At 69.4% G+C, this 20,227-nt stretch carries 17 protein-coding genes; 9 read left to right on the forward strand and 8 right to left on the reverse strand.

Annotation, left to right across the window (positions count from 1 at the left end; all coding sequences use genetic code 11):
* Positions 1–20: 20 nt before the first annotated feature.
* Positions 21–1,142 (reverse strand): sensor histidine kinase, encoded by a 1,122-nt coding sequence (locus ACWDRB_RS00620; RefSeq protein WP_449891297.1) that lies wholly within the window; start codon positions 1,140–1,142, stop codon positions 21–23.
* 237 nt (positions 1,143–1,379) lie between these two features.
* Between ACWDRB_RS00620 and ACWDRB_RS00625 the strand changes: the two genes are divergently transcribed.
* Both ACWDRB_RS00625 and polX read left to right on the forward strand, forming a co-directional pair.
* Positions 1,380–2,348 (forward strand): aldo/keto reductase, encoded by a 969-nt coding sequence (locus ACWDRB_RS00625; RefSeq protein WP_449891298.1) that lies wholly within the window; start codon positions 1,380–1,382, stop codon positions 2,346–2,348.
* A gap of 39 nt (positions 2,349–2,387) precedes the next feature.
* Positions 2,388–4,067: a DNA polymerase/3'-5' exonuclease PolX gene (gene polX / locus ACWDRB_RS00630; protein WP_350722131.1), complete on the forward strand. Its 1,680-nt coding sequence runs from the start codon at positions 2,388–2,390 to the stop codon at positions 4,065–4,067.
* A gap of 184 nt (positions 4,068–4,251) precedes the next feature.
* Here polX and ACWDRB_RS00635 read toward each other — a convergent pair whose 3' ends face one another.
* From ACWDRB_RS00635 to ACWDRB_RS00650, 4 genes are all read right to left on the reverse strand, one after another.
* A complete protein-coding gene (locus tag ACWDRB_RS00635; protein WP_449891299.1) occupies positions 4,252–5,292 on the reverse strand; it encodes a PP2C family protein-serine/threonine phosphatase in 1,041 nt (346 codons plus the stop codon).
* A 257-nt stretch (positions 5,293–5,549) separates the two neighbouring features.
* Positions 5,550–6,170, reverse strand: a complete 621-nt coding sequence (locus tag ACWDRB_RS00640; RefSeq protein ID WP_397365415.1) for an L-threonylcarbamoyladenylate synthase — start codon at positions 6,168–6,170, stop codon at positions 5,550–5,552.
* A gap of 167 nt (positions 6,171–6,337) precedes the next feature.
* Entirely contained in the window at positions 6,338–6,496 is a 159-nt protein-coding gene (locus ACWDRB_RS00645; protein WP_449891300.1) for a hypothetical protein, read from the reverse strand.
* Positions 6,497–6,517: 21 nt separating this feature from the next.
* Positions 6,518–7,084, reverse strand: coding sequence for a nucleoside deaminase (locus ACWDRB_RS00650; RefSeq protein WP_449891301.1), 567 nt, complete (start codon positions 7,082–7,084; stop codon positions 6,518–6,520).
* A 150-nt stretch (positions 7,085–7,234) separates the two neighbouring features.
* Between ACWDRB_RS00650 and ACWDRB_RS00655 the strand changes: the two genes are divergently transcribed.
* The 4 genes from ACWDRB_RS00655 to ACWDRB_RS00670 all read left to right on the forward strand — a co-directional run bounded on the left by ACWDRB_RS00655 (position 7,235) and on the right by ACWDRB_RS00670 (position 12,950).
* Positions 7,235–8,167 (forward strand): antibiotic biosynthesis monooxygenase, encoded by a 933-nt coding sequence (locus tag ACWDRB_RS00655; RefSeq protein WP_449891302.1) that lies wholly within the window; start codon positions 7,235–7,237, stop codon positions 8,165–8,167.
* Between the two features lie 276 nt (positions 8,168–8,443).
* Positions 8,444–9,553, forward strand: a complete 1,110-nt coding sequence (locus ACWDRB_RS00660) for a serine hydrolase domain-containing protein (RefSeq protein WP_449891303.1) — start codon at positions 8,444–8,446, stop codon at positions 9,551–9,553.
* 608 nt (positions 9,554–10,161) lie between these two features.
* On the forward strand, positions 10,162–11,208 hold the full coding sequence (locus tag ACWDRB_RS00665; RefSeq protein WP_449891304.1) for a sulfite oxidase: 1,047 nt from the start codon (positions 10,162–10,164) through the stop codon (positions 11,206–11,208).
* 143 nt (positions 11,209–11,351) lie between these two features.
* Complete coding sequence (locus ACWDRB_RS00670; protein WP_449891305.1) at positions 11,352–12,950, forward strand: wax ester/triacylglycerol synthase family O-acyltransferase; 1,599 nt, start codon at positions 11,352–11,354, stop codon at positions 12,948–12,950.
* Here the strand turns inward: ACWDRB_RS00670 and ACWDRB_RS00675 are convergent.
* Positions 12,888–13,433 (reverse strand): TetR/AcrR family transcriptional regulator, encoded by a 546-nt coding sequence (locus ACWDRB_RS00675; protein ID WP_350722143.1) that lies wholly within the window; start codon positions 13,431–13,433, stop codon positions 12,888–12,890. The genes ACWDRB_RS00670 and ACWDRB_RS00675 overlap by 63 nt on opposite strands.
* Before the next feature lie 126 nt (positions 13,434–13,559).
* Between ACWDRB_RS00675 and ACWDRB_RS00680 the strand changes: the two genes are divergently transcribed.
* Positions 13,560–14,489: an aldo/keto reductase gene (locus ACWDRB_RS00680; protein ID WP_449891306.1), complete on the forward strand. Its 930-nt coding sequence runs from the start codon at positions 13,560–13,562 to the stop codon at positions 14,487–14,489.
* Between the two features lie 29 nt (positions 14,490–14,518).
* Here the strand turns inward: ACWDRB_RS00680 and ACWDRB_RS00685 are convergent, their stop codons facing one another.
* A complete protein-coding gene (locus tag ACWDRB_RS00685) occupies positions 14,519–15,529 on the reverse strand; it encodes a polyprenyl synthetase family protein (RefSeq protein ID WP_449891307.1) in 1,011 nt (336 codons plus the stop codon).
* A gap of 297 nt (positions 15,530–15,826) precedes the next feature.
* On the opposite strand from ACWDRB_RS00685, the gene ACWDRB_RS00690 reads away from it, so the two are divergent.
* The gene (locus ACWDRB_RS00690; RefSeq protein ID WP_449891308.1) at positions 15,827–17,188 is read left to right on the forward strand and encodes a cytochrome P450; all 1,362 of its coding nucleotides are present in this window, start codon (positions 15,827–15,829) and stop codon (positions 17,186–17,188) included.
* A gap of 11 nt (positions 17,189–17,199) precedes the next feature.
* On the forward strand, positions 17,200–18,723 hold the full coding sequence (locus tag ACWDRB_RS00695; RefSeq protein WP_449891309.1) for a prenyltransferase/squalene oxidase repeat-containing protein: 1,524 nt from the start codon (positions 17,200–17,202) through the stop codon (positions 18,721–18,723).
* Positions 18,724–18,740: 17 nt separating this feature from the next.
* Here ACWDRB_RS00695 and ACWDRB_RS00700 read toward each other — a convergent pair whose 3' ends face one another.
* The gene (locus ACWDRB_RS00700) at positions 18,741–19,622 is read right to left on the reverse strand and encodes a terpene synthase family protein (RefSeq protein WP_449891310.1); all 882 of its coding nucleotides are present in this window, start codon (positions 19,620–19,622) and stop codon (positions 18,741–18,743) included.
* Positions 19,623–20,227 lie beyond the last annotated feature (605 nt).

Genomic DNA, 20,227 nt, shown 5'->3' on the forward strand with positions numbered 1-20,227 from the left:
TGTGTGTTTTTCACAATTGGCTATTTCTTTCGTGGAACGTACGCACTGAAGGTGAACTGCCCGGTCCGGGAGGAGGTGGCCTCGAGCCAGCCGCCGAGGCCGGAGACGCGTTCGGCCAGGTTGAGCAGGCCCTGTCCCGCGTCTCCCGGGCGGCGCGGCGGGCGCACGCCGTCGTTCCTGATCGTCAGGCGGACGAGCTGGTCGCGTTCGAGGAGCTGGATCGAGCACTGCCGGGCCTCGGCATGTCTGAGGACGTTCGTGACACCTTCACGCAGGGCGTGTGTGAGCGCCTCCTCCACATCGCCCGGGAGGTCGGGGCAGGACATCTTGATCTGGCAGCGGACCCGTACCGACTCCAGGAGCGAGCGCGCCGAGCCGAGCTCCGCCGCCAGGGAGGAGCTGCGCAGGCCGTGGGCGACGGCCCGGACGTCGGCGGACAGGCTGCGCAGCAGCTCCAGCGTCTCGGACGACTCGTCCCGCGCCCGCCGGTCGCCCTCGGCCACGAGCCGCTCCAGGAGCTGCGCCTTCAGCACCAGGACGGTGAGCCGGTGGCCGACCAGGTCGTGCAGGTCACGGGTGAAGCGGCGGCGCTCCAGGGCGACGGCCTTGCGCATGACCTCGGTACGCGCCTTCGTCAGCCGCGTGACCTGCCTGCCCAGCGTCACCAGCGCGTACTCGACCAGGCCGAGCACCGGGCCGGCGAGCGCCCAGGCGGGATCGATCATCGCCCGCTCCGGCGCGGCCAGGATCACCGGGCCGCAGGCCAGGGCCAGCGCCACCAGCACGATCGAGCGGATCCGGGCCGCCATCACCAGCAGCGCGCCCGACAGCAGGGCGCACACCGGGGTCCACGCCGCGCCGAACACCGTCAGCGGCAGGTACGTCAGCCACGCCTGCACGGCCACGATCCACCACGAGCCCGCCCGCCGTACCGGGGTCTCCATGATGAACCTGACGTGCAGCGTCAGCAGGACGAACAGCGTCACCCCGCCCGCGATCCCCATCCCTGACCGCACCAGACCGAGCTGGACCGGCACCGTCACGCCGACCATCCCCGCCGCCAGCCCGAGGCCGCCCAGCCAGCCGGGGTTCTTCAGTTTGGAACGTGCCCACGACAGGAGCGCACGGTGTGTGGCTTCCACCTCACCCCCGGTATGCGGTTGGGCGCCGGATGCGGCCGTGTCGCGAGAGCCCGCCCGCCGTTGTCTCGCTTCTCCCTAATCGACCCGATTGGGCCCGCCCTGTAAAGGTCATTTCCGCTTTTGGCCACCCATGACTTCCCGTCGGACCCCCGGGTAACCAGACCAATCCGGCTCCTGCCCCTCGTCACCGTCCAGCCTGCCCGCAGACCACCGCAATGCCGCCCCTATGGTGGGCCTATGGATTACACCCGACTTGGCAACACCGGCTTGAAAGTTTCGAGGATCTGCCTGGGCATGATGAGCTACGGCGACCCCGCCAGGCAGGAGTGGGCTCTGGCGCGCGACGAGGCCGAGCCGATCATCCGCAGGGCAGCCGACGCGGGCGTGACCTTTTTCGACACGGCGGACGTCTACAGCCAGGGTGCGAGCGAGACCGTGACGGGCGAGGCGCTGCGCGCGATCTTCCGCCGTCGCGAGGATTACGTGCTGGCCACCAAGGCCTACTTCCCCATGGGCAAGGGCGCCAACGACCGGGGCCTGTCGCGCAAGCACATCCACGCGGCCGTTGACGCCTCGCTCGATCGGCTCGGCACCGACTACGTGGACCTGTACCAGATCCACCGGTGGGACGACGAGACTCCCATCGAGGAGACCATGGAGGCGCTGCACGACGTGGTCAAGGCGGGCAAGGCCCGCTACATCGGCGCGTCGAGCATGTGGGCCTGGCAGTTCTCCAAGGCGCAGCACGTGGCGGAGAAGAACGGCTGGACGAAGTTCGTCTCGATGCAGAACCACTACAACCTCCTCTACCGGGAGGAGGAGCGGGAGATGCTGCCGCTCTGCGCCGACCAGGGCGTGGGCGTGATCCCGTGGAGCCCGCTGGCGCGCGGCGTGCTGGCCAGGGCCGGCTCGTCCGCGACGACCGCGCGGACCGGGTCGGACGGGCGCATCGACTTCCTGTACGACCCGGAGAACGACAAGACGATCCTCGACCGGGTGGCGCACGTGGCCGGCGAGCGCGGCCTGCCGGCCGCCCAGGTGGCGCTGGCCTGGCTGCTCCACCAGCCGGCCGTGACCGCGCCCATCGTGGGGGCCACGAAGGACCGGCACGTGGACGACGCGGTGGCGGCCGCGTCGGTGTCGCTCTCGGAGGCGGAGCTGGCCCACCTCGGCGAGCCGTACCGCCCCCGTGAGGTGCGCTTCTGACGGTCCTGGATTGTCGGGGCCGACCTTTAGGGTTGTGCCATGCGGGCAAATGAGGAGGCGGCGTCGGCGCTGCAGGAGTACGCGGAGCTGTTCGCGCTCTGCGGCGGCGACGCCTTCCGGGTGCGGAGCTACCAGAAGGCGGCCAAGGCCATCGCGGGGTTCCCCGAGGACATCTCGGTGGTCGACGTGCGCAGCGTCCCCGGGGTGGGCGAGGCGATCGCCAAGAAGATGGAGGAGTTCCTGCAGCGCGGGAGCTTCCGGCAGCTCGACGACCTGCGCGGCCGGGTGCCCGACGGCGTGCGCGCGCTGACGCGGGTGCCGACGCTGGGGCCCAAGACGGCGATCATGCTGTTCGAGGACTACGGCATCGACTCCACGGTGGCCCTGCGCGAGGCGATCACCTCCGGCCGCCTCGACGGCGTCAAGGGCCTCGGCCCCAAGACGCTGGCAAACCTGCTCAAGGGCATCGAGCAGCTCGAGCAGTCCGGCCGCCGCGTCCACGTCGGGGTCGCCATGTCGCTGGCCGAGCAGGTGATGGCCTCGCTGGAGGCCGAGCGCATCGCGTACGCGGGCTCGCTGCGGCGGATGAAGGACACCATCGGCGACATCGACATCCTGGCGGTCGCGCCCGAGTCCATCATGACCGCCTTCCGCGCCCAGCCCTACGTCGCCGAGATCATCGCGGCGGGCGACAAGAAGACCTCGATCCGCACGACGTCCGGCATCCAGGTCGACCTGCGGGTGGTGCCCGCCGAGTCGTGGGGCGCGGCGATGCAGTACTTCACGGGCTCCAAGGAGCACAACGTCGCCATCCGGGAGATGGCGGTGAAGAAGGGCTGGAAGCTGTCGGAGTACGGGCTGTTCGAGGGCGAGCGGGTGATCGCCGCCGCCTCGGAGGAGGACATCTACGCCGCGCTCGGCATGCAGTACGTGCCGCCGCCCATGCGCGAGGACGGCGGCGAGGTCAAGGCGGCCCTGCGCGGCGAGCTGCCGGAGCTGGTGGAGCTGGGCGACCTGAAGGGCGACCTGCACACCCACACCAACCTGACCGACGGCATCGCCTCGCTGGAGGACATGGTGGCGGCCGGGCACGCCCGCGGCTACGCCTACTACGCGGTCACCGACCACGCCCCCGACCTGGCGATGCAGCGGATGACGCTGGACAAGGCGCTGGAGCAGCGGGGGCAGGTGGCCGAGCTCCAACGGAAATATCCCGACATGCGGATCCTGCACGGCACGGAGCTCAACATCGCTCCCGACGGGTCGGTCGACTGGCCCGGGGAGGTGCTGGCCGGGTTCGACGTGTGCGTGGCGTCGGTGCACTCGCATTTCGGGATGTCGCGCGACGAGATGACCCGGCGTTTCATCGCCGCCTGCGAAAACCCGTACGTGGACATCATCGGGCACCCGACGACCCGCAAGATCGGCAAGCGTCCGCCCGTGGACGCCGACTGGGACGCGATCTTCCGGGTGGCCGCCCGCACCGGGACCGCCATGGAGATCGACTCCTTCCCCGACCGGTCGGATCTGCCGTCGGACCTGGTGCGGCTGGCCAAGCACCACGGGGTGAAGTTCTCGATCGACAGCGACTCGCACGCGATCCCGCACCTCGCGAACCAGCGGTTCGGGGTGGGGCTCGCGCAGCGGGCCTGGCTGACCACGGACGACGTCATCAACACCTGGCCCCTGGACCGGCTCCTGACATTCCTCGGCCGCTGACCGCGACTCGGCCGGCGACCGGAAGCGCGCGCCGAGCTGGAGCTGGCGGCCCGGCTGTGCGCCAACCAGCGCGAACGCTCCGTGCTGCTGCGCAAGGCGGCCGCGCTGGGCTGACTTCTCCAGCTCCACCGGCCGGCTCGTACTGTACTGATGCCGCGCCTTGTTGTTGCCGTGGTGAGCGGATTCACGGGGCCGGTTCACCAGCACGCCGGGTGATCGCCAGAATCGCCATGTCGTCATCGCGCGGACCGCCGATCCAGCGCTCGACATCTCGTACCAGCACCTCGACCACCTCCTCCGGCTGCCGGAACGGGCCCCGGCCGGCGAGCCGGCTCACCGGGTCGTAGAACGTCCCGGAACGGCCTCGGGCCTCCGTCACCCCATCGGTGACGAGCAGAAGCGTGCTCCCGGTGGGGAAGGGCCAGTGGTCGGGTCGTGCCCGCGGTACGCCCAGGCGGCTCATGCCCAGAGGAAGACTCGGCTCCGCGGGATCCAGACAGGACACCGTGTCACCCTGAAGGAGGAACGGCGAGGGGTGGCCGCAGTTCAGCAGCCGTACCCGGTCCGCGTCCGAGGTGATCTCGCCGAGCACCGCGGTGACGAACCCCTCCATCCGGACGTTCTCCTCGCGCGAGGAGGCTTCCTTGATCAGTGCGCGCTCCATGCGCTCGGCCAGCATCCCGAGGTCGGCTTCCTGGTCTGCCGCCTCTCGGAATGTGCCCAGCAGGACGGCCACCGTGCCGACCGCGCCCAGGCCCTTGCCTCGCACATCCGCGATCAGCAATCTGGTGCCGTACGGCGTGTCTTGGACGGCGTAGGCGTCTCCGCCGATCAAGGCCTCGATCTGCGCGGCCTTGTAGACCGCGGCGATGGCCAGCGGACCTACCCGCGCCGGTGGTGCGGGCAGCACGGCGCGCTGGACGGCCTCGGCGACAGAACGCACCACTTGCAGCCGGCGGCTGTGGCCGGCGACCACGCGGTTCACCCCGAGGCCTATGAGCGCGGTGAACACCGCGCTGATCAAGGAGAGCGTGCCGACGGCATGACCGAAGTAGCCATCCTTGATCAACAACACCAGCTGGACCAGGACAACGGCCGCCGCGACCGCGATCGTGTGCCGTCGCGACAGCAGCGCCCCTGCCACCACGACGGCGGCGCCCAGCAGGTAGTCGCCCCAGTAGTAGCGCGGCGACAGCAGGTTGAAGACGGAGCCGATGACGATCATGGCGGCCGGTATGAAGGAGACGTACCGGGGCAACCTCGTGGAGAGTGGGTTCATCCGCGCCCCGATCCCGCAGCCGATCGACCTGTGGGGGAAGGCCGCATGACGTCCTCTGGTGGTCCCTGCACGCCATTCCCTCAGGTGCCGGATCTGATCCTTTTCTAGTGAATGTCGAATCGCCTGTCGAGGCGACACTCCCAGGGCGCCGTGGGAGCCGGCCCTTCAGGCGTCGAACCCGGCCTGGAGATCGCGGTCGTCGCCTATTCGAACAGGGACGTGTCTCCCGTGCCCCGGCGGAGAATCTCGGGTTCCCCCTGCGAGAAGTCGACGACGGTCGTCGGAGTGGCGCCGCATTCGCCGGAGTCGATGACCGCGTCCACCACGTGGTCGAGCCGCTCCTTGATCTCCCAGCCCTGCGTCGAAGGTTCGGTCTCGTCGGGCAGCAGCAGGGTACTGGACACCAGCGGCTCGCCGAGTTCGGCCAGCAGCGCCTGGGTGACGACGTGATCTGGGATGCGGACGCCGACCGTCTTCTTCCGGGGATGCAGCAGTCTCCGCGGCACCTCCTTGGTCGCGGGAAGGATGAACGTGTAACCGCCGGGAGTCGCCGCCTTGACCTGGCGGAACAGGGCATTGCTCAGGTGAACGAACTGGCCGAATTGGGCGAAGTCACGGCATATCAGGGTGAAGTGGTGGTCGCTGCCAAGGCCGCGGATCTCCCTGATCCGGTCGAGGCCCTCCTTGTTGCCCGGTCGGCATCCGAGGGCATAACACGAGTCGGTGGGGTAGGCGATGAGCCCGTCCGCCCGCAGGATCTCGACGATCTGGCTGATCAGGCGAGGCTGGGGGTTGTCCGGATGAAGATCGAAGTATCTGGCCACGCCTCGGATCCTAGGGTCCGGCAAACCGTGGCATGACAGGCGACCCCAGGGCGGTGCAGTCTCACCGCCCGGCAGCCTCTCCTGATTCAGGTGGTTGACGTCGGCGAGGAGGGCCAGTCCCCCGGTTCCATGGGCCCTGCCGGGGGTCGGGATGAGGGATTCGAGGCTCATCCCATGCCGGGGAGCGGTAGGCCGATCAGCGGCCGGCTCAGCCAGACGCTCGGCTGGGGCCCGGTGAGCGTCACCTGGTCCGCGATGTCCTCGTCGCCGAGTTCCGCGAGCGCGCCACCGCGGCACTCGCACGCCTGGACGAGCCCGCCGTCCACCCCGCCTGGGCGTCCGGCGGATCAGTACGGGTGGTGGTTCGGCTTGTTCGCCCAGGCGGCGTAGGCCTGGGCGCCGAGCTCGGGATAGATCTGCTCGATCCGGATCTTGCGCTGGTCGAGGGGCCGCTGGAAGTCCTCGTACTGGAAGGCGTCGTCGAAACCGATCTTCCTCGTCGCCTCGAGGTCGGAGCTGAAGTGGACCGCGTCGATCCGCGACCAGTAGATGGCGCTCATGCACATCGGGCACGGAGCCCCGCTCGAGTAGAGGGAGTATCCCATGAGCATCCGGGCCCGCTCGGGCAGGAGGTCGGGCGATCCTTCCGGGCGCGGCACGAGTTCGAGCGTCGAGGCGTTCAGGCGGTCCTCCGCAAGGGAGGGCGCCTCCGGGTTCAGGATCTGTATGGCCTTGCGGATGGCCTCGATCTCGCCGTGCGCGGTCGGGTCGCCGGTGAGCAGGACGCGGTTCTGCCCGCGGGCGAGAATCTCCCCGTCCTTGGTGATGACCGCGCCGAACGGGCCGCCCCAGCCGTTCACAACGGACTCCGTGGCGAGTCGAACGGCTTCGGCCATGAATTCCTTCGGTCCCATCTCATAACCTCCGGCAGGTAAATTACGGCTGAAATTTCGTCATGATCGACTGCCGTGCCCGAGCCATTGCCGTCATGCTTCTCCGGGCGGCCGTGGACTATACTTTCCCAGGTGAAGCCTGGTTCGAACCGTGGGGCCTCTGATCGCGGCGTGACCGTGGTCATTTCGTCAAAGGTTCGAGAAGGCCGCGAGGATGATTATCGCCGCTGGCAGCAGAAAACAAATGAGAGCATGCGCTCATTTGTCGGCTTCGAGGGGGCGGAGGCTTATCCGCCGATTCCCGGCGAGCAACCCTCCTGGGTGTCTGTTTTTCGTTTCTCGGATATCGCCCGGCTGACCGGGTGGCTGAATTCTGAGGCGCGCAGGGCGCTGCTCGACGAGGTCCGGCCGCTGCTGGAGGAGCCGCCGGCGATGGAGGTCCTCGCGGGAAGGACGCCCGACAGCGAAGCGGTCACGGCGGTGATCTCCCACGACGTGCGGCCGGGCCGCGAGGGCGACTACACGCGCTGGCAGGACAGGGTCCACAAGGCAGAGGAGAGGTTTCCCGGCTTCCTCGGATTCGAGGCGTTCGCGCCCGTGCCGGGCGTACAGCCGCACTGGGTGGTCATGACCCGGTTCGACACCCGCGAACACCTTGAGAGCTGGCTCGCGTCCGACACCCGCAGAAAGCTCCTGGACGAAGGTCGCGACTGCGTCATCGACTTCGACGTGCGCACCGTCAAGTCGGCGTTCGGCGGCTGGTTCCGGTTCGGCGGCGGAGCTGCCGGGGAGGGCGCTCCGCCCAACTGGAAGCAGGCCATGTGCGTGCTGCTGGCCCTCTATCCGACCGTGATGGCACTCAACCTGACGGTGAGCCGGGTGCTGACCGGCGCGCGCCTGCCCCCCTACCTCGTCCTGTTCATCGGCAACGTGCTGAGCGTCGCCATCCTCACCTGGGTCCTGATGCCGCTCGTCAACAGGGCCTTCGCGGCATGGCTGCGTCCCGGCGTGCCCCACTCGTTCCTCGCCGGCGCCGCCGGAACGCTCGTGATCGTGCTGTGCTACGCGTTGTCCGTCGCCGTCTTCGCCGTGATCACCCGTTAGCGGTAGTGGCAGGCGCGTCCACCTGGTGGCTGTCCGACATGGCGCTGGGCCGAGACCTCGAGGGGTTATTCGTCAGGCGAGGCCGGTTACGGCATGGTGATGTTCCGTGTTCCCCGGCGGCGTGGCGACTCCAGCGCCAACGGCTGTCTGTGGGTTCCTCAACCCCGAGGTCGAGCGGGAAGGCCACCATGACCCCTTACCCTCCCCCGGCGGAAACGGTCAGGAAACACCCCCCGCCCTACAAAGGATCCCGCACATCACGAAGGGATCATCACCATGAGTCACGCCATTACGGCACGCCTCGCCGGTCTGGCCTGCGCGATGCTGACGCTGGCCGCCGCCACGCCCGCGACCGCCGCCACCCCCGAGGTAGCCAATGTGCAGCAGGCCCTGGACGCACTCGCCCGGACCAGCGGGGTGGTGGGGACGATCGGGGAGGTGTACGTGGACGGGAAGCGCGTCGGCCAGGGCTCGGCGGGTTCGCGGCTGCTCAACGGCAAGGGCGGGCGCATCCCCTCCGGTTCCCACTACAGGATCGGGTCGCAGACCAAGCTGCTGACGGGGACGGTGGCGCTCCAGCTGGTCAAGGAGGGCAGGCTGGAGCTGGAGGACAAGCTGAGCGATCTCCTGCCGGAGGTGGCGAGCCAGGACATCGTGGAGCGGGCCGACGAGATCACGGTACGGCAGCTCATCCGGCACACGTCCGGCATCCCGAACTGGTTCGCTCCCGATCTGGTCGACATATACGACTTCACCACCTATTACCCGCCGATCGACCTGGTGAAGAAGTCACGAAACCAGCCGCGTACCGGGGAGCCGGGCGAGAAGTTCTCCTACTCCAACACCAACTACACGCTGCTCGGCATGATCATCGAGAAGGTGACCGGCCGCTCGCTGGCCTCCGAGTTCGCCCGCCGGCTCTTCGTACCGCTCGGGATGAGCCGTACGTACCTGCCGGTCAAGCCGCCGCAGGGCATCGAGGGCCCGCACGGGCACGGCTACAGCACCGATGACCAAGGCCAGGTGCACGACATGGACCGGCTCAACGCCAGCTACGGGAACGGCTCCGGAGGCGTGATCTCCACCTCGCGCGACATCAGCGCCTTCTACCGCGCCTTCGGCCAGGGCAAACTCCTCCCGCCGACGCTGCAGAAGCTGCTCACCGACCCGCCGGAGAACGCCCCTTCCCAGCCGCCCCTGTGCGGAGGCGAGCCGGAGCTGCGGGTCATCGCGGGCGGCACCGCCAGCTTCACCTCCGTCACCTTCAGCTCCCCTGACGGCCGTATCCAGTTCGCGACGTCCACCACGACCAACACCCAGGACCCGGCCGCCATCGGCCGAGCCATCAACCAGACGGCGAAGGCCGTCCTCTGCCCCGGCAAGTAGGACCGACCGCCTGCCTGCCGCCCAGGTGAGCACACGCGCCCCCGCGAGGCCGAAACCCACCGAGCCGGTGCCGACCCAGGCGACACCGCACCCCATCCAGCTGAGCCAAATCCGGCCGAGCCCGATCCAGCCGACGAGGAGGCGCGACTCGCCGCCCGAAGAGCGCAGCCAGCCGACACGAGTGCGCCACCCGCCCGCCGCCCGCGCCTCTCGCACGTCGCCACCTCCGACCCCAGCGAGCTGACCGGGCGCCGAACGGCCGGACGCGGGGCGATGAACGCGAGCCTGCGGACGCGGGACGGCGGGTGCGGGGCAGCGGGACGCGAGCCGGGCGGATGCGGAGTTTCGGATCCGAGCGGGCAGGTGCGGAGCGGACTCGTGCGAGCGGGCGGGTGCGAGCGGACAAGCGTGAACGGGCGGGTGTGTGGGCTGGTGGGAGCGGTGCCGGGGCTCGTTGTGGGAGGGGCGGCTGAGGGTAAGGGGCGGGGTGGAGGAGTGGAACGTTCCCGTACCGGTCGGACAGAATTCGGCAACGAGGGGCGCCACAGGACAGCGTGAAGGGATTAATGGTTTACAGGTAGGAAATAGCTCTTACGGAGGCGGTGTCCATGAAGCAAGCACTGGCGACGATCGTGAAGCCGCTGCCCGACCACCTGTTCAGGGTGCACGGCGCGAGCGCGGAGATGCGGTGGGAGGCCATGTCGGGGCAGGGCTACCACACTCCGAACGACCGCTTCTTCGTGCGCAACCACACCGCCACGCCGATCATCGACGTCACCACCTGGCGCCTCCTGGTGCACGGGGCGGGCGTTCGATGTCCGCGTGAGTTCGGCTACGACGAGCTGCGGGCCATGCCGTCCCGCACGCTCGACGTGGCCATCGAGTGCGCCGGGAACGGGCGGCGCTTCTACGGCACGCAGCAGCACGAGGCCGCGCCCGGCACGCAGTGGGGGCTCGGGGCGATCGGCGTCGCGCGGTGGCGCGGGGTGCCGCTGAAGCACCTGCTCAAGCAGGCCGGGGTGCTGCCGAGCGCCGTCGACGTGCTGCCCACGGGACTGGACGCGCCGTTCGAGGGGTACGGGCACGTACGCCGGCCGCTGCCGATCGACAAGGCCATGGACGACGTCCTCGTCGCCTATGAAATGAACGGCGAGCGCCTGCCGCCGGACCACGGATTTCCGGTGCGGCTGGTGGTGCCGGGATGGGCGGGAATAGCATCGATCAAATGGCTGGGTGAAATAGAAGTTTCAACGAAAGAGCTCTTCACGCCGTGGAACACGGTCTTTTACCCGGACGTCACGACGCAGCCGGTGAAGAGCGCGTTCGAACTCGCCTGGAATGCGCGCCTGCCCCGCTCCGGCCCGCACATCGTGCGCGGACGGTCATGGTCGGGGCAGGGCAGGATCGTCCGGGTGGAGGTCAGCTTCGACGCCGGGCTGAGCTGGCGCCCGGCCGAGCACCACGGACAGCACCTGGTCAGCGCCTGGCTGCCCTGGCACATTTCATGGGCCCCCCGGCGCACGGGGGCGCACGTGCTCATGGCCCGCGCCACCGACGAGACCGGGGCCACCCAACCCCTGGTCACGCCGCGTCATCCGTTCGGGTACCACTTCGACGCGGTCGTACGGCACCCCGTCGACGTGGTCAATGGATAGGTAATTGTCACCGACCGAGGCTGAGCTGGACATTCGCTAAAAGCTGGTACGGCGTACCTGAATTCATCTGAAAGACTCGCGCGGAAACCTTCCAGAAATCCCATCGTGCGACGCTGCACAGATCACGGGAAAAAGGAGAGCAGATGCGCCAGCTGACCGCACTCGACGCCCAGTTCCTCAATGTCGAGACCGCGACCACCGCCGCTCACGTGGCCGGGCTGGCGATCCTCGACCCGGCCGACGGCGCGGTCAACAGGGCCGCGCTGGCCGAGCTCCTCCTCGAACGCCTGCACCTGTCGCCCGCCCTCAGCCTCCGGCTCGCCGCGGTGCCGCTCGGGCTGGACCATCCGTACTGGGCGGAGGACCCCGCGTTCGACCTCGGCAACCACCTGTTCGAGCTGACGCTGCCCGCCCCGGGGGACGACTGGCAGCTCGCGGACGCGGTGGCGGAGATCCACGCGCGGCGGCTGGACCGGGCGCACCCGCTCTGGGAGATGCACCTGATCAACGGGCTGGTGGACGGCCGGGTGGCCGTCTACACCAAGGTCCACCACGCCGCCATCGACGGCGTCTCGGGCGCGGAGACGCTCGCCACCCTGCTCGATCTCACCCCGGACGGCCACCTCAAGAGGCGCGACATCCCGACCGCGAGCGCCGACCGCCTCCGCCGCTCCGGCCCCCGTCCGACGCCCGCCGCCGTCCACGTCCAGGTCGCGAACGACACCCGCCCGACACCCGCCCCCGTCCACGTCGCGAACGACACCCGCGCCCCGGAGGGCGTCCCAGGGCTGGCCGCGATGCTGGCCGGGGCGGCCATGCGGACGGCGACCCACCCCGTGCGGGCCGTCCAGTCGGTCGTCAGGGCGGCCGAGGACCTCGACGCCATCCCGCTGGCGGCGGGCATCCCGGGCGCGAAGCTGATCGCCAAGGCCGCGCGGCTGGTCGCCGGCGACCGGCACGACCGCCCCGAGCTGCCCAGCCTCACCGTCCCCCGCACTCCGTTCAACGGCCCGATCAGCGCCCGCCGCCACCTCTCGTTCGGCTCGCTGTCGCTCAAGGACGTCAAGAACGTCGCCAAGGCCCACGGCATGAGCGTCAACGACATCGTCATGAGCCTGTGCACCTCGGCCCTGCGGTCATGGCTGCGCGAGCGCGACGCGCTGCCGGAGGCGCCGCTGATCGTCGCCGTGCCCGTGGCGATCCGTACGGCCGGGGCCAAGGACCTGGTCGGCAACCAGATCTCGGCCATGGTCGCCCCCATGCCCACGAACGTCCCCGACCCCAAGGAGCGGCTGCAGGCCGTCGGCTCCGTCATGGGCCGGGCCAAGCGGCGTTTCGCGCTGGCCCCGGCGACCTGGCTGAGCGAGCTGTGCTCGGTGCTGCCCGCCCCGCTCACCAGCCTGGCCACCCCGGCGATCTTCCGGCTGGCGGGCATGGCGTTCCCGCCCATCAACCTCATCATCAGCAACGTCCCGGGCCCGCAGTTCCCGCTGTATCTGTGCGGCGGGCGGGTGCTGTCGTACTACCCGCTGTCCGTGCTGACCGACGTGAGCGGCGGCCTCAACATCACCTGCTTCTCCTACGACGGCATGCTCGACTTCGGCATCGTGGCCTGCCCCGAGCGGATGGACGACGTGTGGGGCCTGCTCGGCCACCTGCGCACGGCGCTGGAGGAGTTGCTAGACGAGCGAGTGGGCGATGAGTTCCGCGACGGCGTCGGGATCGATCTGGTGGCCCGTTAGCTGGCAGAGATTTTCCTGGTAGAGCAGGACGGCGGCGAACGTGGCCGCCGCCACCTCCAGCCGGGCCAGGTCCCCGCGCGCCCCGGGCAGCGCCAGCTCCAGCGCGAACCTGGAGCGCCTGATCAGCTCGCCGTTCAGCCGCCCGAGCCGTTCCTTGACCGAGCCGTGCGTGTCGGCCTCCCTGAACAGGATGCGCCGCATCGCCGGCGAGGCCCGCAGCGGCAGGCCGCGGGCGAGCTTGGACAGGGTCCGCGCCGGATCGCCCGGCACGGCGTCGACCTCTCGCCCCTCCTCGACCAGCGTGCGCTCGTCGACCAGAGCCACCAGGACGTCGATCTTGCGCGGGAAGTAGTGGAAGATCAGCCCTTTGGGCACTTTCGCGAGCCGCGCGATGACCGCGGTCGGGGTGGCCTCATAACCGCCGCCCGCGAACAGCTCCTCGGCCGCGTCCAGGATGCGCGTGCGCGCGTCACCGATCACCACAGCTCGCACCATAGCGTCACCCGCGACCGCCCCGCCATCCCGCGGAAGCGAGACACCCGTGTCCACCCGGCGCCGATCGAGGGGGTGCCATCGGGCCTGCTCAAGGGAGGTGCGGATAATGGCGGAATGAGATCGATAGGCACCACGGAGCTGTCCGTTTTCCCGATATCGCTCGGTACGAATGTCTTCGGCTGGACCGCCGACAAGGAGTCCTCTTTCGCCGTCCTGGACGCGTACGTCGAGGGCGGCGGCAACTTCATCGACACCGCCGACGTCTACCCGTACTGGGTGACCGGCGAGTCCACGTCAGAAATGATCATCGGCGAGTGGATGCACGTGCGCCGCAACCGTGACTCGCTCGTGCTCGCCACCAAGGTCGGCATGCTGGAGGGCCTGACCGGGCTGTCCCCCGCGACGATCCGGACGGCGGTCGAGGACTCGTTGCGCCGGCTGCGTACCGACTACATCGACCTCTACTGGGCACATGTGGACGACCACGACACGCCGCTGGTGGAATCGCTGGCGACGTTCGACGCGCTGGTCCACGAGGGCAAGATCCGGTACGTCGGCGCGTCCAACTACGGCGCGGACCGGCTGGCCGAGGCCCTCAAGACCTCCAGCGACGAGGGGCTGACCCGTTATGTGGCGCTGCAGCAGCAGTACAACCTGGTCGAGCGCGGCTACGAGAGCGAGCTGCGGGACGTGGTGGCCCGGGAGGGGCTGTCCAGCACGCCGTACTTCGGGCTGGCGCGCGGCTTCCTGACCGGCAAGTACGCGCCCGGGGTGACGATCGACAGCCCGCGGGCCGGAATCGCGGCCGAGTACCTGCAGAAGGAGCACGGGCGCCGGGCACTGGAGGCGCTGCTCAAGGTGGCGGCCGAGCAGGAGGTGGCCCCGGCCACGGTGGCGCTGGCCTGGCTCGCCGCCCAGCCGACGATCACGGCCCCGATCGCCAGCGCCCGGGACGTGACGCAGCTCCAGCCGCTGCTGGCGGCCGCCGAGCTGACCCTGACGGAGGAGGAGCTCGCCCTCCTGAACGAGGCCTCCCAAGCCTGACGCATCCGACAGGCCGTGCCCGCACGCCGTCAGCGGGCGCGGTCCGCCAGGGAGACGCACAGAGCGCGCAGGTCGGCGGCGTCCGGCAGGTGCTCGTCCATCACCGCCACCGCCGCCGCGACGTACCGCTCCGCCTGGGCCTGCGCGGCGGCCCGGCCGCCGGCCTCCTCGACGAGGCGGGCGGCGTGGTGCACGGAGTCCTCGTCCGAGACCCCCTCCGCGAGGAGGTCGGAGAGCTCTCGGGCGGCGGGGTGGTCGGCGGCGAGGGCCGCGAGGACGGGGAACGTCTTCTTGTCGCGCCGCAGGTCGGAGTAGACGGGCTTGCCCGTGACGCGTGGCTCGCCCCAGATGCCCAGCATGTCGTCGACGATCTGGAACGCCACCCCCAGATCGCGCCCGGTCTGCCACATGAGGTCGCCGAGCTCGGGGGCGCCGCCCAGGGCCACCCCCGCCGCCGCCGCGGCCGCCAGCAGGCCGCCCGTCTTGCCCGCGACCATCTCCGTGTATTCGGCGATTGTGACCGCCTTGGGCCCGCGCCACGGCCGGTTCTCGAAGGCCATGTCGGCGGTCTGCCCGTTGACGAGCTCGATCAGCGCCGTCGACAGGTACGTCATCGCCTCGGGCCGCCCGGCGAGCTGGCCGACGGCCAGGGCCAGGAGGGCGTCGCCGGTCAGGAGCGCCGGCCCGACCCCGTACGCCTTCCAGAGGGCCTCCCGGTGCCGCCGCCGCTCGTCGTGGTCGATGATGTCGTCGTGCGCCAGCGAGAAGGCGTGCACCAGCTCCACCGCCACCGCCGCCGGGAGGGCCGACTCGGCGGTGCCGCCCACGGCCTCGGCGCTGAGCATCGCGATGGCGGGCCGCACACCCTTGCCACCGTCGCCTTGGTGCGGCCTCCCGTCGGCATCCGACCAGCCCAGCGCGAACGCGGCCATCCGGGCGCCCTCCGGATGCAGGACCGAGACAGCCTCGCGGAGAGCGGGTTCGAGCAGACCCCGGCAGCGGGCCACAGCGCCGCCGCCCATGGGATGGCTGAGATTCAAACGGTGCTCCTACCCCGGTACGATCTTGAATCTACATGCACAAGCATGTGATACTCCACCCATCGATTGACATTTGTCAGGAAATGTCCACGGCGTGAGACGGACACGGTACGCGATGGAGGAAGCACTCGTGGCGATGGAGGCCGCCCCGCGCGACAGGCAAACCGCCACCCCCTCCCAAATAACGACAAATCGGACAATTTATTATAAATCACTTTTTTCGCGATAAATGTCCGCCTTGCAGAGATCGCATCCTAGATCCGGGAGCGCAGCCATGCCGCACGCCAAGGAACGTCCGTGACCAAGCCCGAAGTCGTTCCCTTTTACCGGGCCATCCCCCGGCTGGTGAGGAACCCCGCCATCGAACTGGCCCGGATGGGCACCGACGCCGCCGGGCGGGTCGTCCGGCTCGACCTCGGCCCCTTCCGCCCTTACCTGATTTCGCATCCGGACCACGTCCAGCAGGTGTTCAAGACGGACTGGACCAACTTCGTGCGCGCGGGCATGTTCTGGCAGCCGCTCCAGCGCCTGATCGGTCAGAGCATCATGGGCGAGGGTGAGGCCTGGGCGTCCGCCCGGAAGATCCTCCAGCCGCTCTTCACCGCGCGCTACACGGCCGCACTGGCCGAGGACATGGCCGACATCATCGCCGAGCGCATCGTCGAGCTCGACGACTACGCGCTGACCGGCCGCCCGATCGACGTCGAGCACCAGATGACCTCGATCGTCAACCAGGCCGTCATCAACCTGCTGTTCGGCGGCCGGATCACCCGTGACACCGCCGAACGGCTGGCGCCCGAGTTCGCCACGTGCGCCAGCTCGATCGGCTTCCGCATGCTCTTCCCCTCCGCGCCGTATTCGATCAGGGTCCCGGGCGACCGCGCCTTCCTGCGATCCACGAGGAAGATCCACGAGATCATCAACCCCCTCATCGAGCGGGCGCAGCGCGAGGACACTGAGGGCAAGGAGAGCAAGGAGGTCGTCTCGGCGCTGCTCGCGGCCAGGCTCGAGAAGGAGGGCAAGGCCGACCTGCGGCAGATCCGCGACGACCTGGTGAACGTCTACGGCGCCGCTTCGGAGAACACGGCGATGTCGCTGATGTGGCTGTGGGCCGTGCTGGACGACCACCCGGACGTGAACGCCCGGCTGCAGGAGGAGATCGACCGTGTGATAGGCGGCGGCCCGGTGCGGCCGTCGCACGTCGCCGAGATGCCGTATCTCCGCATGGTCCTGCAGGAGCTCGTGCGGGTCTACCCGAGCGCCTGGGTCGTCCCACGCCAGACCGTGGCGGACACGGAGATCGGCGGCGTCCGGATCAAGGCCGGCTCGCAAGTGCTGGTCAGCCCCTACGCCACCCACCGGCTGGAGGAGTTCTGGCCCCGGCCGACGGAGTTCGACCCCGAGCGCTGGGACAACGAGAAGTCCGAACGCCGGCACCGCTACTCGTTCATCCCCTTCGGCGCGGGACCGCACGTCTGCCTCGGCCAGCACCTGTTCTATATCGAGGCATCTCTGTTGATCGCCAACCTGTTCACCAGGTACCGGCCGGCGCTGCCCTACCCGCAGAAGCTGACGCCCCTGGTGGGGGGAGCCACCTTGCGGCCCAAGGAGAAGCTCTTCCTCCAGCTGCACCCGGTCGAACGGAATCGTGCGGCGTGAGCATCGGCGAAATGGCGGACAGCACCGCGGCAGCGGAAGAACTCGTCCAGAGCCTCATGCTCAGGCCGTGGGGGCAGGTTTCGCCCTCGGTCTACGAAACCGGCCGGCTGGTCTCGCTCGCCCCCTGGCTGACCGGCCACCTGAAACGCATCGAGTACCTGATCGACACCCAGCGGCAGGACGGCGCCTGGGGCGCACCCGACGGGTACGGCGTGGTGCCGACCTTGAGCGCCACCGAGGGGATCCTCTCCGCTTTGACGCGCGGGGACCTGGACACGGACCGCGAGCGCCTGGCGGGTGCGGCGGACCGTGGCCTGCGGGTGCTCGCCACCTGGCTGAGCGGCCCGCTCGAGCTGCCCGACATGCCGGCGATCGAGCACATCGTCCCCTCCCTCGTCGACCGCATCAACCAGCACGTCGAGGGCTTACCGGGCCGGGCGCCGATCCCGTTGCCCGAGGCCATGAGCTACGACACCCTCCACGCCGTCAGATCCTGGGTCAAGTCCGGCATGGAGGTGCCGCAGAAGCTGCTCCACGCCCTGGAGATCGCGGCCGACGAGGCCGCCGGAGCGCCCGGCATCCGGCCCACGCCCATCGGCAGTGTCGGCGCCTCGCCCGCGGCGACCGCCGCCTGGCTGGGCGAGGGCGGGGGACCCGACGCGCACGAGCCTGCCCGCGGACACCTGGAGGCGGTGGTCCGGTTGTACGGCGGCCCGGTGCCCGTCGGACTGCCCATCACCGTGTTCGAGCGAGGCTGGGTGCTGAGCTGGCTGCTCCGGGCGGGCGTGCCCGTCGAGGTGCCGCCGGAGATGGTGGCCGACATCAGAGCGGCCATAGGTCCGGCCGGCACGCCCGCGGGATCCGGGCTGCCCGCCGACGCCGACACGACGTCCGTGGCGCTGTACGCCCTGGCGCTGCTCGGCGCGCCGCACGAACCGGACAGCCTGTGGGGGTTCCGCTCGGGCACCCACTTCTCCACCTGGCCCGGCGAGCAGGGCGTCTCGGTCAGCGTCAACGCGCACGTGCTGGACGCCTTCGGCGAGTACGTCCGCCGCAGGCCCGCCGCCGCACCGCGCTACGACGAGACCATCGCCGAGCTGGCCGCCTGGATCCGGGATTGCCAGGGTCCGGACGGGAACTGGACGGACCGGTGGCACGCGTCGCCGTACTACGCCACCGTCAGCTGCGCGCTGGCGCTCGACGCCTTCGGCGGAGAGGTCTCGCGGGAGGCGGTGCGCGCGGCCGCCGAGTGGACGCTGGAGACTCAGCGGCCGGACGGCTCCTGGGGCCGCTGGGAGGGCACGGCGGAGGAGACCGCGTACGCGATGCAGATCCTGCTGCTGACCCGAGGACGTACGGATCCGCGGCACATCCGTGCGGCGGAGCGGGGTCAGGAGTACCTGTCACGCTCGACCGGCGGCGACCACCCCCCGCTCTGGCACGACAAGGACCTGTACGTCCCCCGCGCCGTGACCCGCGCCGCGGTGATCGCGTCGTCGCACCTCAGCCGGCAGGCCCGGGCGCAGGCGCGCTAGCTCCGATGAGCTCCGGCTCAGACGGTCCAAAAATCACCGCCGTCGAAGTAGAAGCCCCAGGTGATCATCATCTGGCGGCGAAGATCTTCTGCCACGCCCGGACAGGACTGCGCGAGCCGGTCCAGCGCCGGGTCACATGCCTTGCGTTCGTCGGCGATCAGTTCCCGCAGAGCGTGCTCGTCGAGCCCGAGCATCTGTGCGTTCAGGTCCGCCCATTGGCGGTCGCGGTTGAAGGTGCGAAGGTCGTTGACCAGACGCATGACCCGTTGAGTCGCGTTGGCGGCGTCGATGATCGCCGGCAGGTGCTCGCGAGTGGCTTCCGGTTCGTCGGTGCTGATCAAACGGGAGACCCCGACACAGGTGGAGCCGAAGTTCGCCGCATTACCCAGATACTCCTGCACGGTGGGTGCGGCGCCGGTCTGCCGGGCCGCGGTCTTCCAATCCCATTCCCGCGCCATCGCATCGAGCATCGCGGCCGACTCGGTGCGCCATACCGGTCCCAGATGACCGAACGCGGGCGCGTGAGCCAGGTCGTCGCGGATGCGAGCGAGCGGCCGGGCCAGGGGCGTACGCGGGTCGTCGCCGGCGATGACGTCCTTGCATTCCTCGACGATGGCCTGCACCTGGGATCGCTCTGTCGCATCACGGTCGATGGCCGCGTCGAGCGGGAAAATCCAGAACGCCAGCCGGGAGGGACTCCGCAACACGCCCGGGTCATGGCGCGGGGTGCCATAGACCATCATGTTCGCGATCTGACCCGGGGTGTCGGCGAACTCACCAGTGTCGAAGAGTTCGGGGTAGCACGCGGCAGTGCTGCGAAGGTCACGGGCACATTCCGCCGCGCGGGCGGACAGCGCATCGGACGAAAGCTCGTCAGGGAGGGACGGCGAGGGGCTCATGACGGCTCCTGTCAGGTACTCCCAGTCAAAAGGGATACCAGGGTTGGAAACTGCACATTGTTCGGAATCGGTTAATGATCACACCGCGACTGAGATGACACAACGCGGAGGCGCCCACGGCACACTCCGACCCGGCGAGCGGGGGGGCAGAGCCCGATCTCCGTGGCGGGGAAGCGGGGTTCCGCCGCCCCGCGTCCCGAAGCACCCGATCGCGGAGGACGGGAGCCAGGCCGGCGCATCCGGGCTCGGTCGGCGATGACGGCGGCGTCGCGGGCATCGATCTTGCCCTCGCCGCGGAGGTGTAGAGGCGCGGCCCAGCTGTGGCGAGCCCGCCAGCCGGTGTGATTGGCCAAGAAGACGGTCTGCGAGGTTGTTACGAATGCTGAAATGACTGCAGGTAGGGCTGGTCACTTGCGGCGTATACCGACACTCCACATCTTTGGGTGAAAAGTTGACTAATAGGCTGTCAGAACCTGACATCTGTGATTAATGTTTCTTGAGAGGCGCTTTGCGAGTGCGCTAGAGTTCCTTGATCGATACTGTATGTAACCTCGCCGCACGTAAGGTGTCCGGCAGACCAGATATGACTTGCACAGGGTGGGTAT

The organism is Nonomuraea sp. NPDC003707, from assembly GCF_053587055.1.

Excerpts from the sequence above, each read along its gene's own strand:
- ACWDRB_RS00625 (WP_449891298.1), top strand. The coding sequence starts at position 1,380 with ATGGATTACACCCGACTTGGCAACACCGGCTTGAAAGTTTCGAGGATC.
- polX (WP_350722131.1), top strand. The coding sequence starts at position 2,388 with ATGCGGGCAAATGAGGAGGCGGCGTCGGCGCTGCAGGAGTACGCGGAG.
- ACWDRB_RS00635 (WP_449891299.1), bottom strand. The coding sequence starts at position 5,292 with ATGATCGTCATCGGCTCCGTCTTCAACCTGCTGTCGCCGCGCTACTAC.
- ACWDRB_RS00650 (WP_449891301.1), bottom strand. The coding sequence starts at position 7,084 with ATGGGACCGAAGGAATTCATGGCCGAAGCCGTTCGACTCGCCACGGAG.
- ACWDRB_RS00660 (WP_449891303.1), top strand. The coding sequence starts at position 8,444 with ATGAGTCACGCCATTACGGCACGCCTCGCCGGTCTGGCCTGCGCGATG.
- ACWDRB_RS00665 (WP_449891304.1), top strand. The coding sequence starts at position 10,162 with ATGAAGCAAGCACTGGCGACGATCGTGAAGCCGCTGCCCGACCACCTG.
- ACWDRB_RS00670 (WP_449891305.1), top strand. The coding sequence starts at position 11,352 with ATGCGCCAGCTGACCGCACTCGACGCCCAGTTCCTCAATGTCGAGACC.
- ACWDRB_RS00680 (WP_449891306.1), top strand. The coding sequence starts at position 13,560 with ATGAGATCGATAGGCACCACGGAGCTGTCCGTTTTCCCGATATCGCTC.
- ACWDRB_RS00695 (WP_449891309.1), top strand. The coding sequence starts at position 17,200 with ATGGCGGACAGCACCGCGGCAGCGGAAGAACTCGTCCAGAGCCTCATG.
- ACWDRB_RS00700 (WP_449891310.1), bottom strand. The coding sequence starts at position 19,622 with ATGAGCCCCTCGCCGTCCCTCCCTGACGAGCTTTCGTCCGATGCGCTG.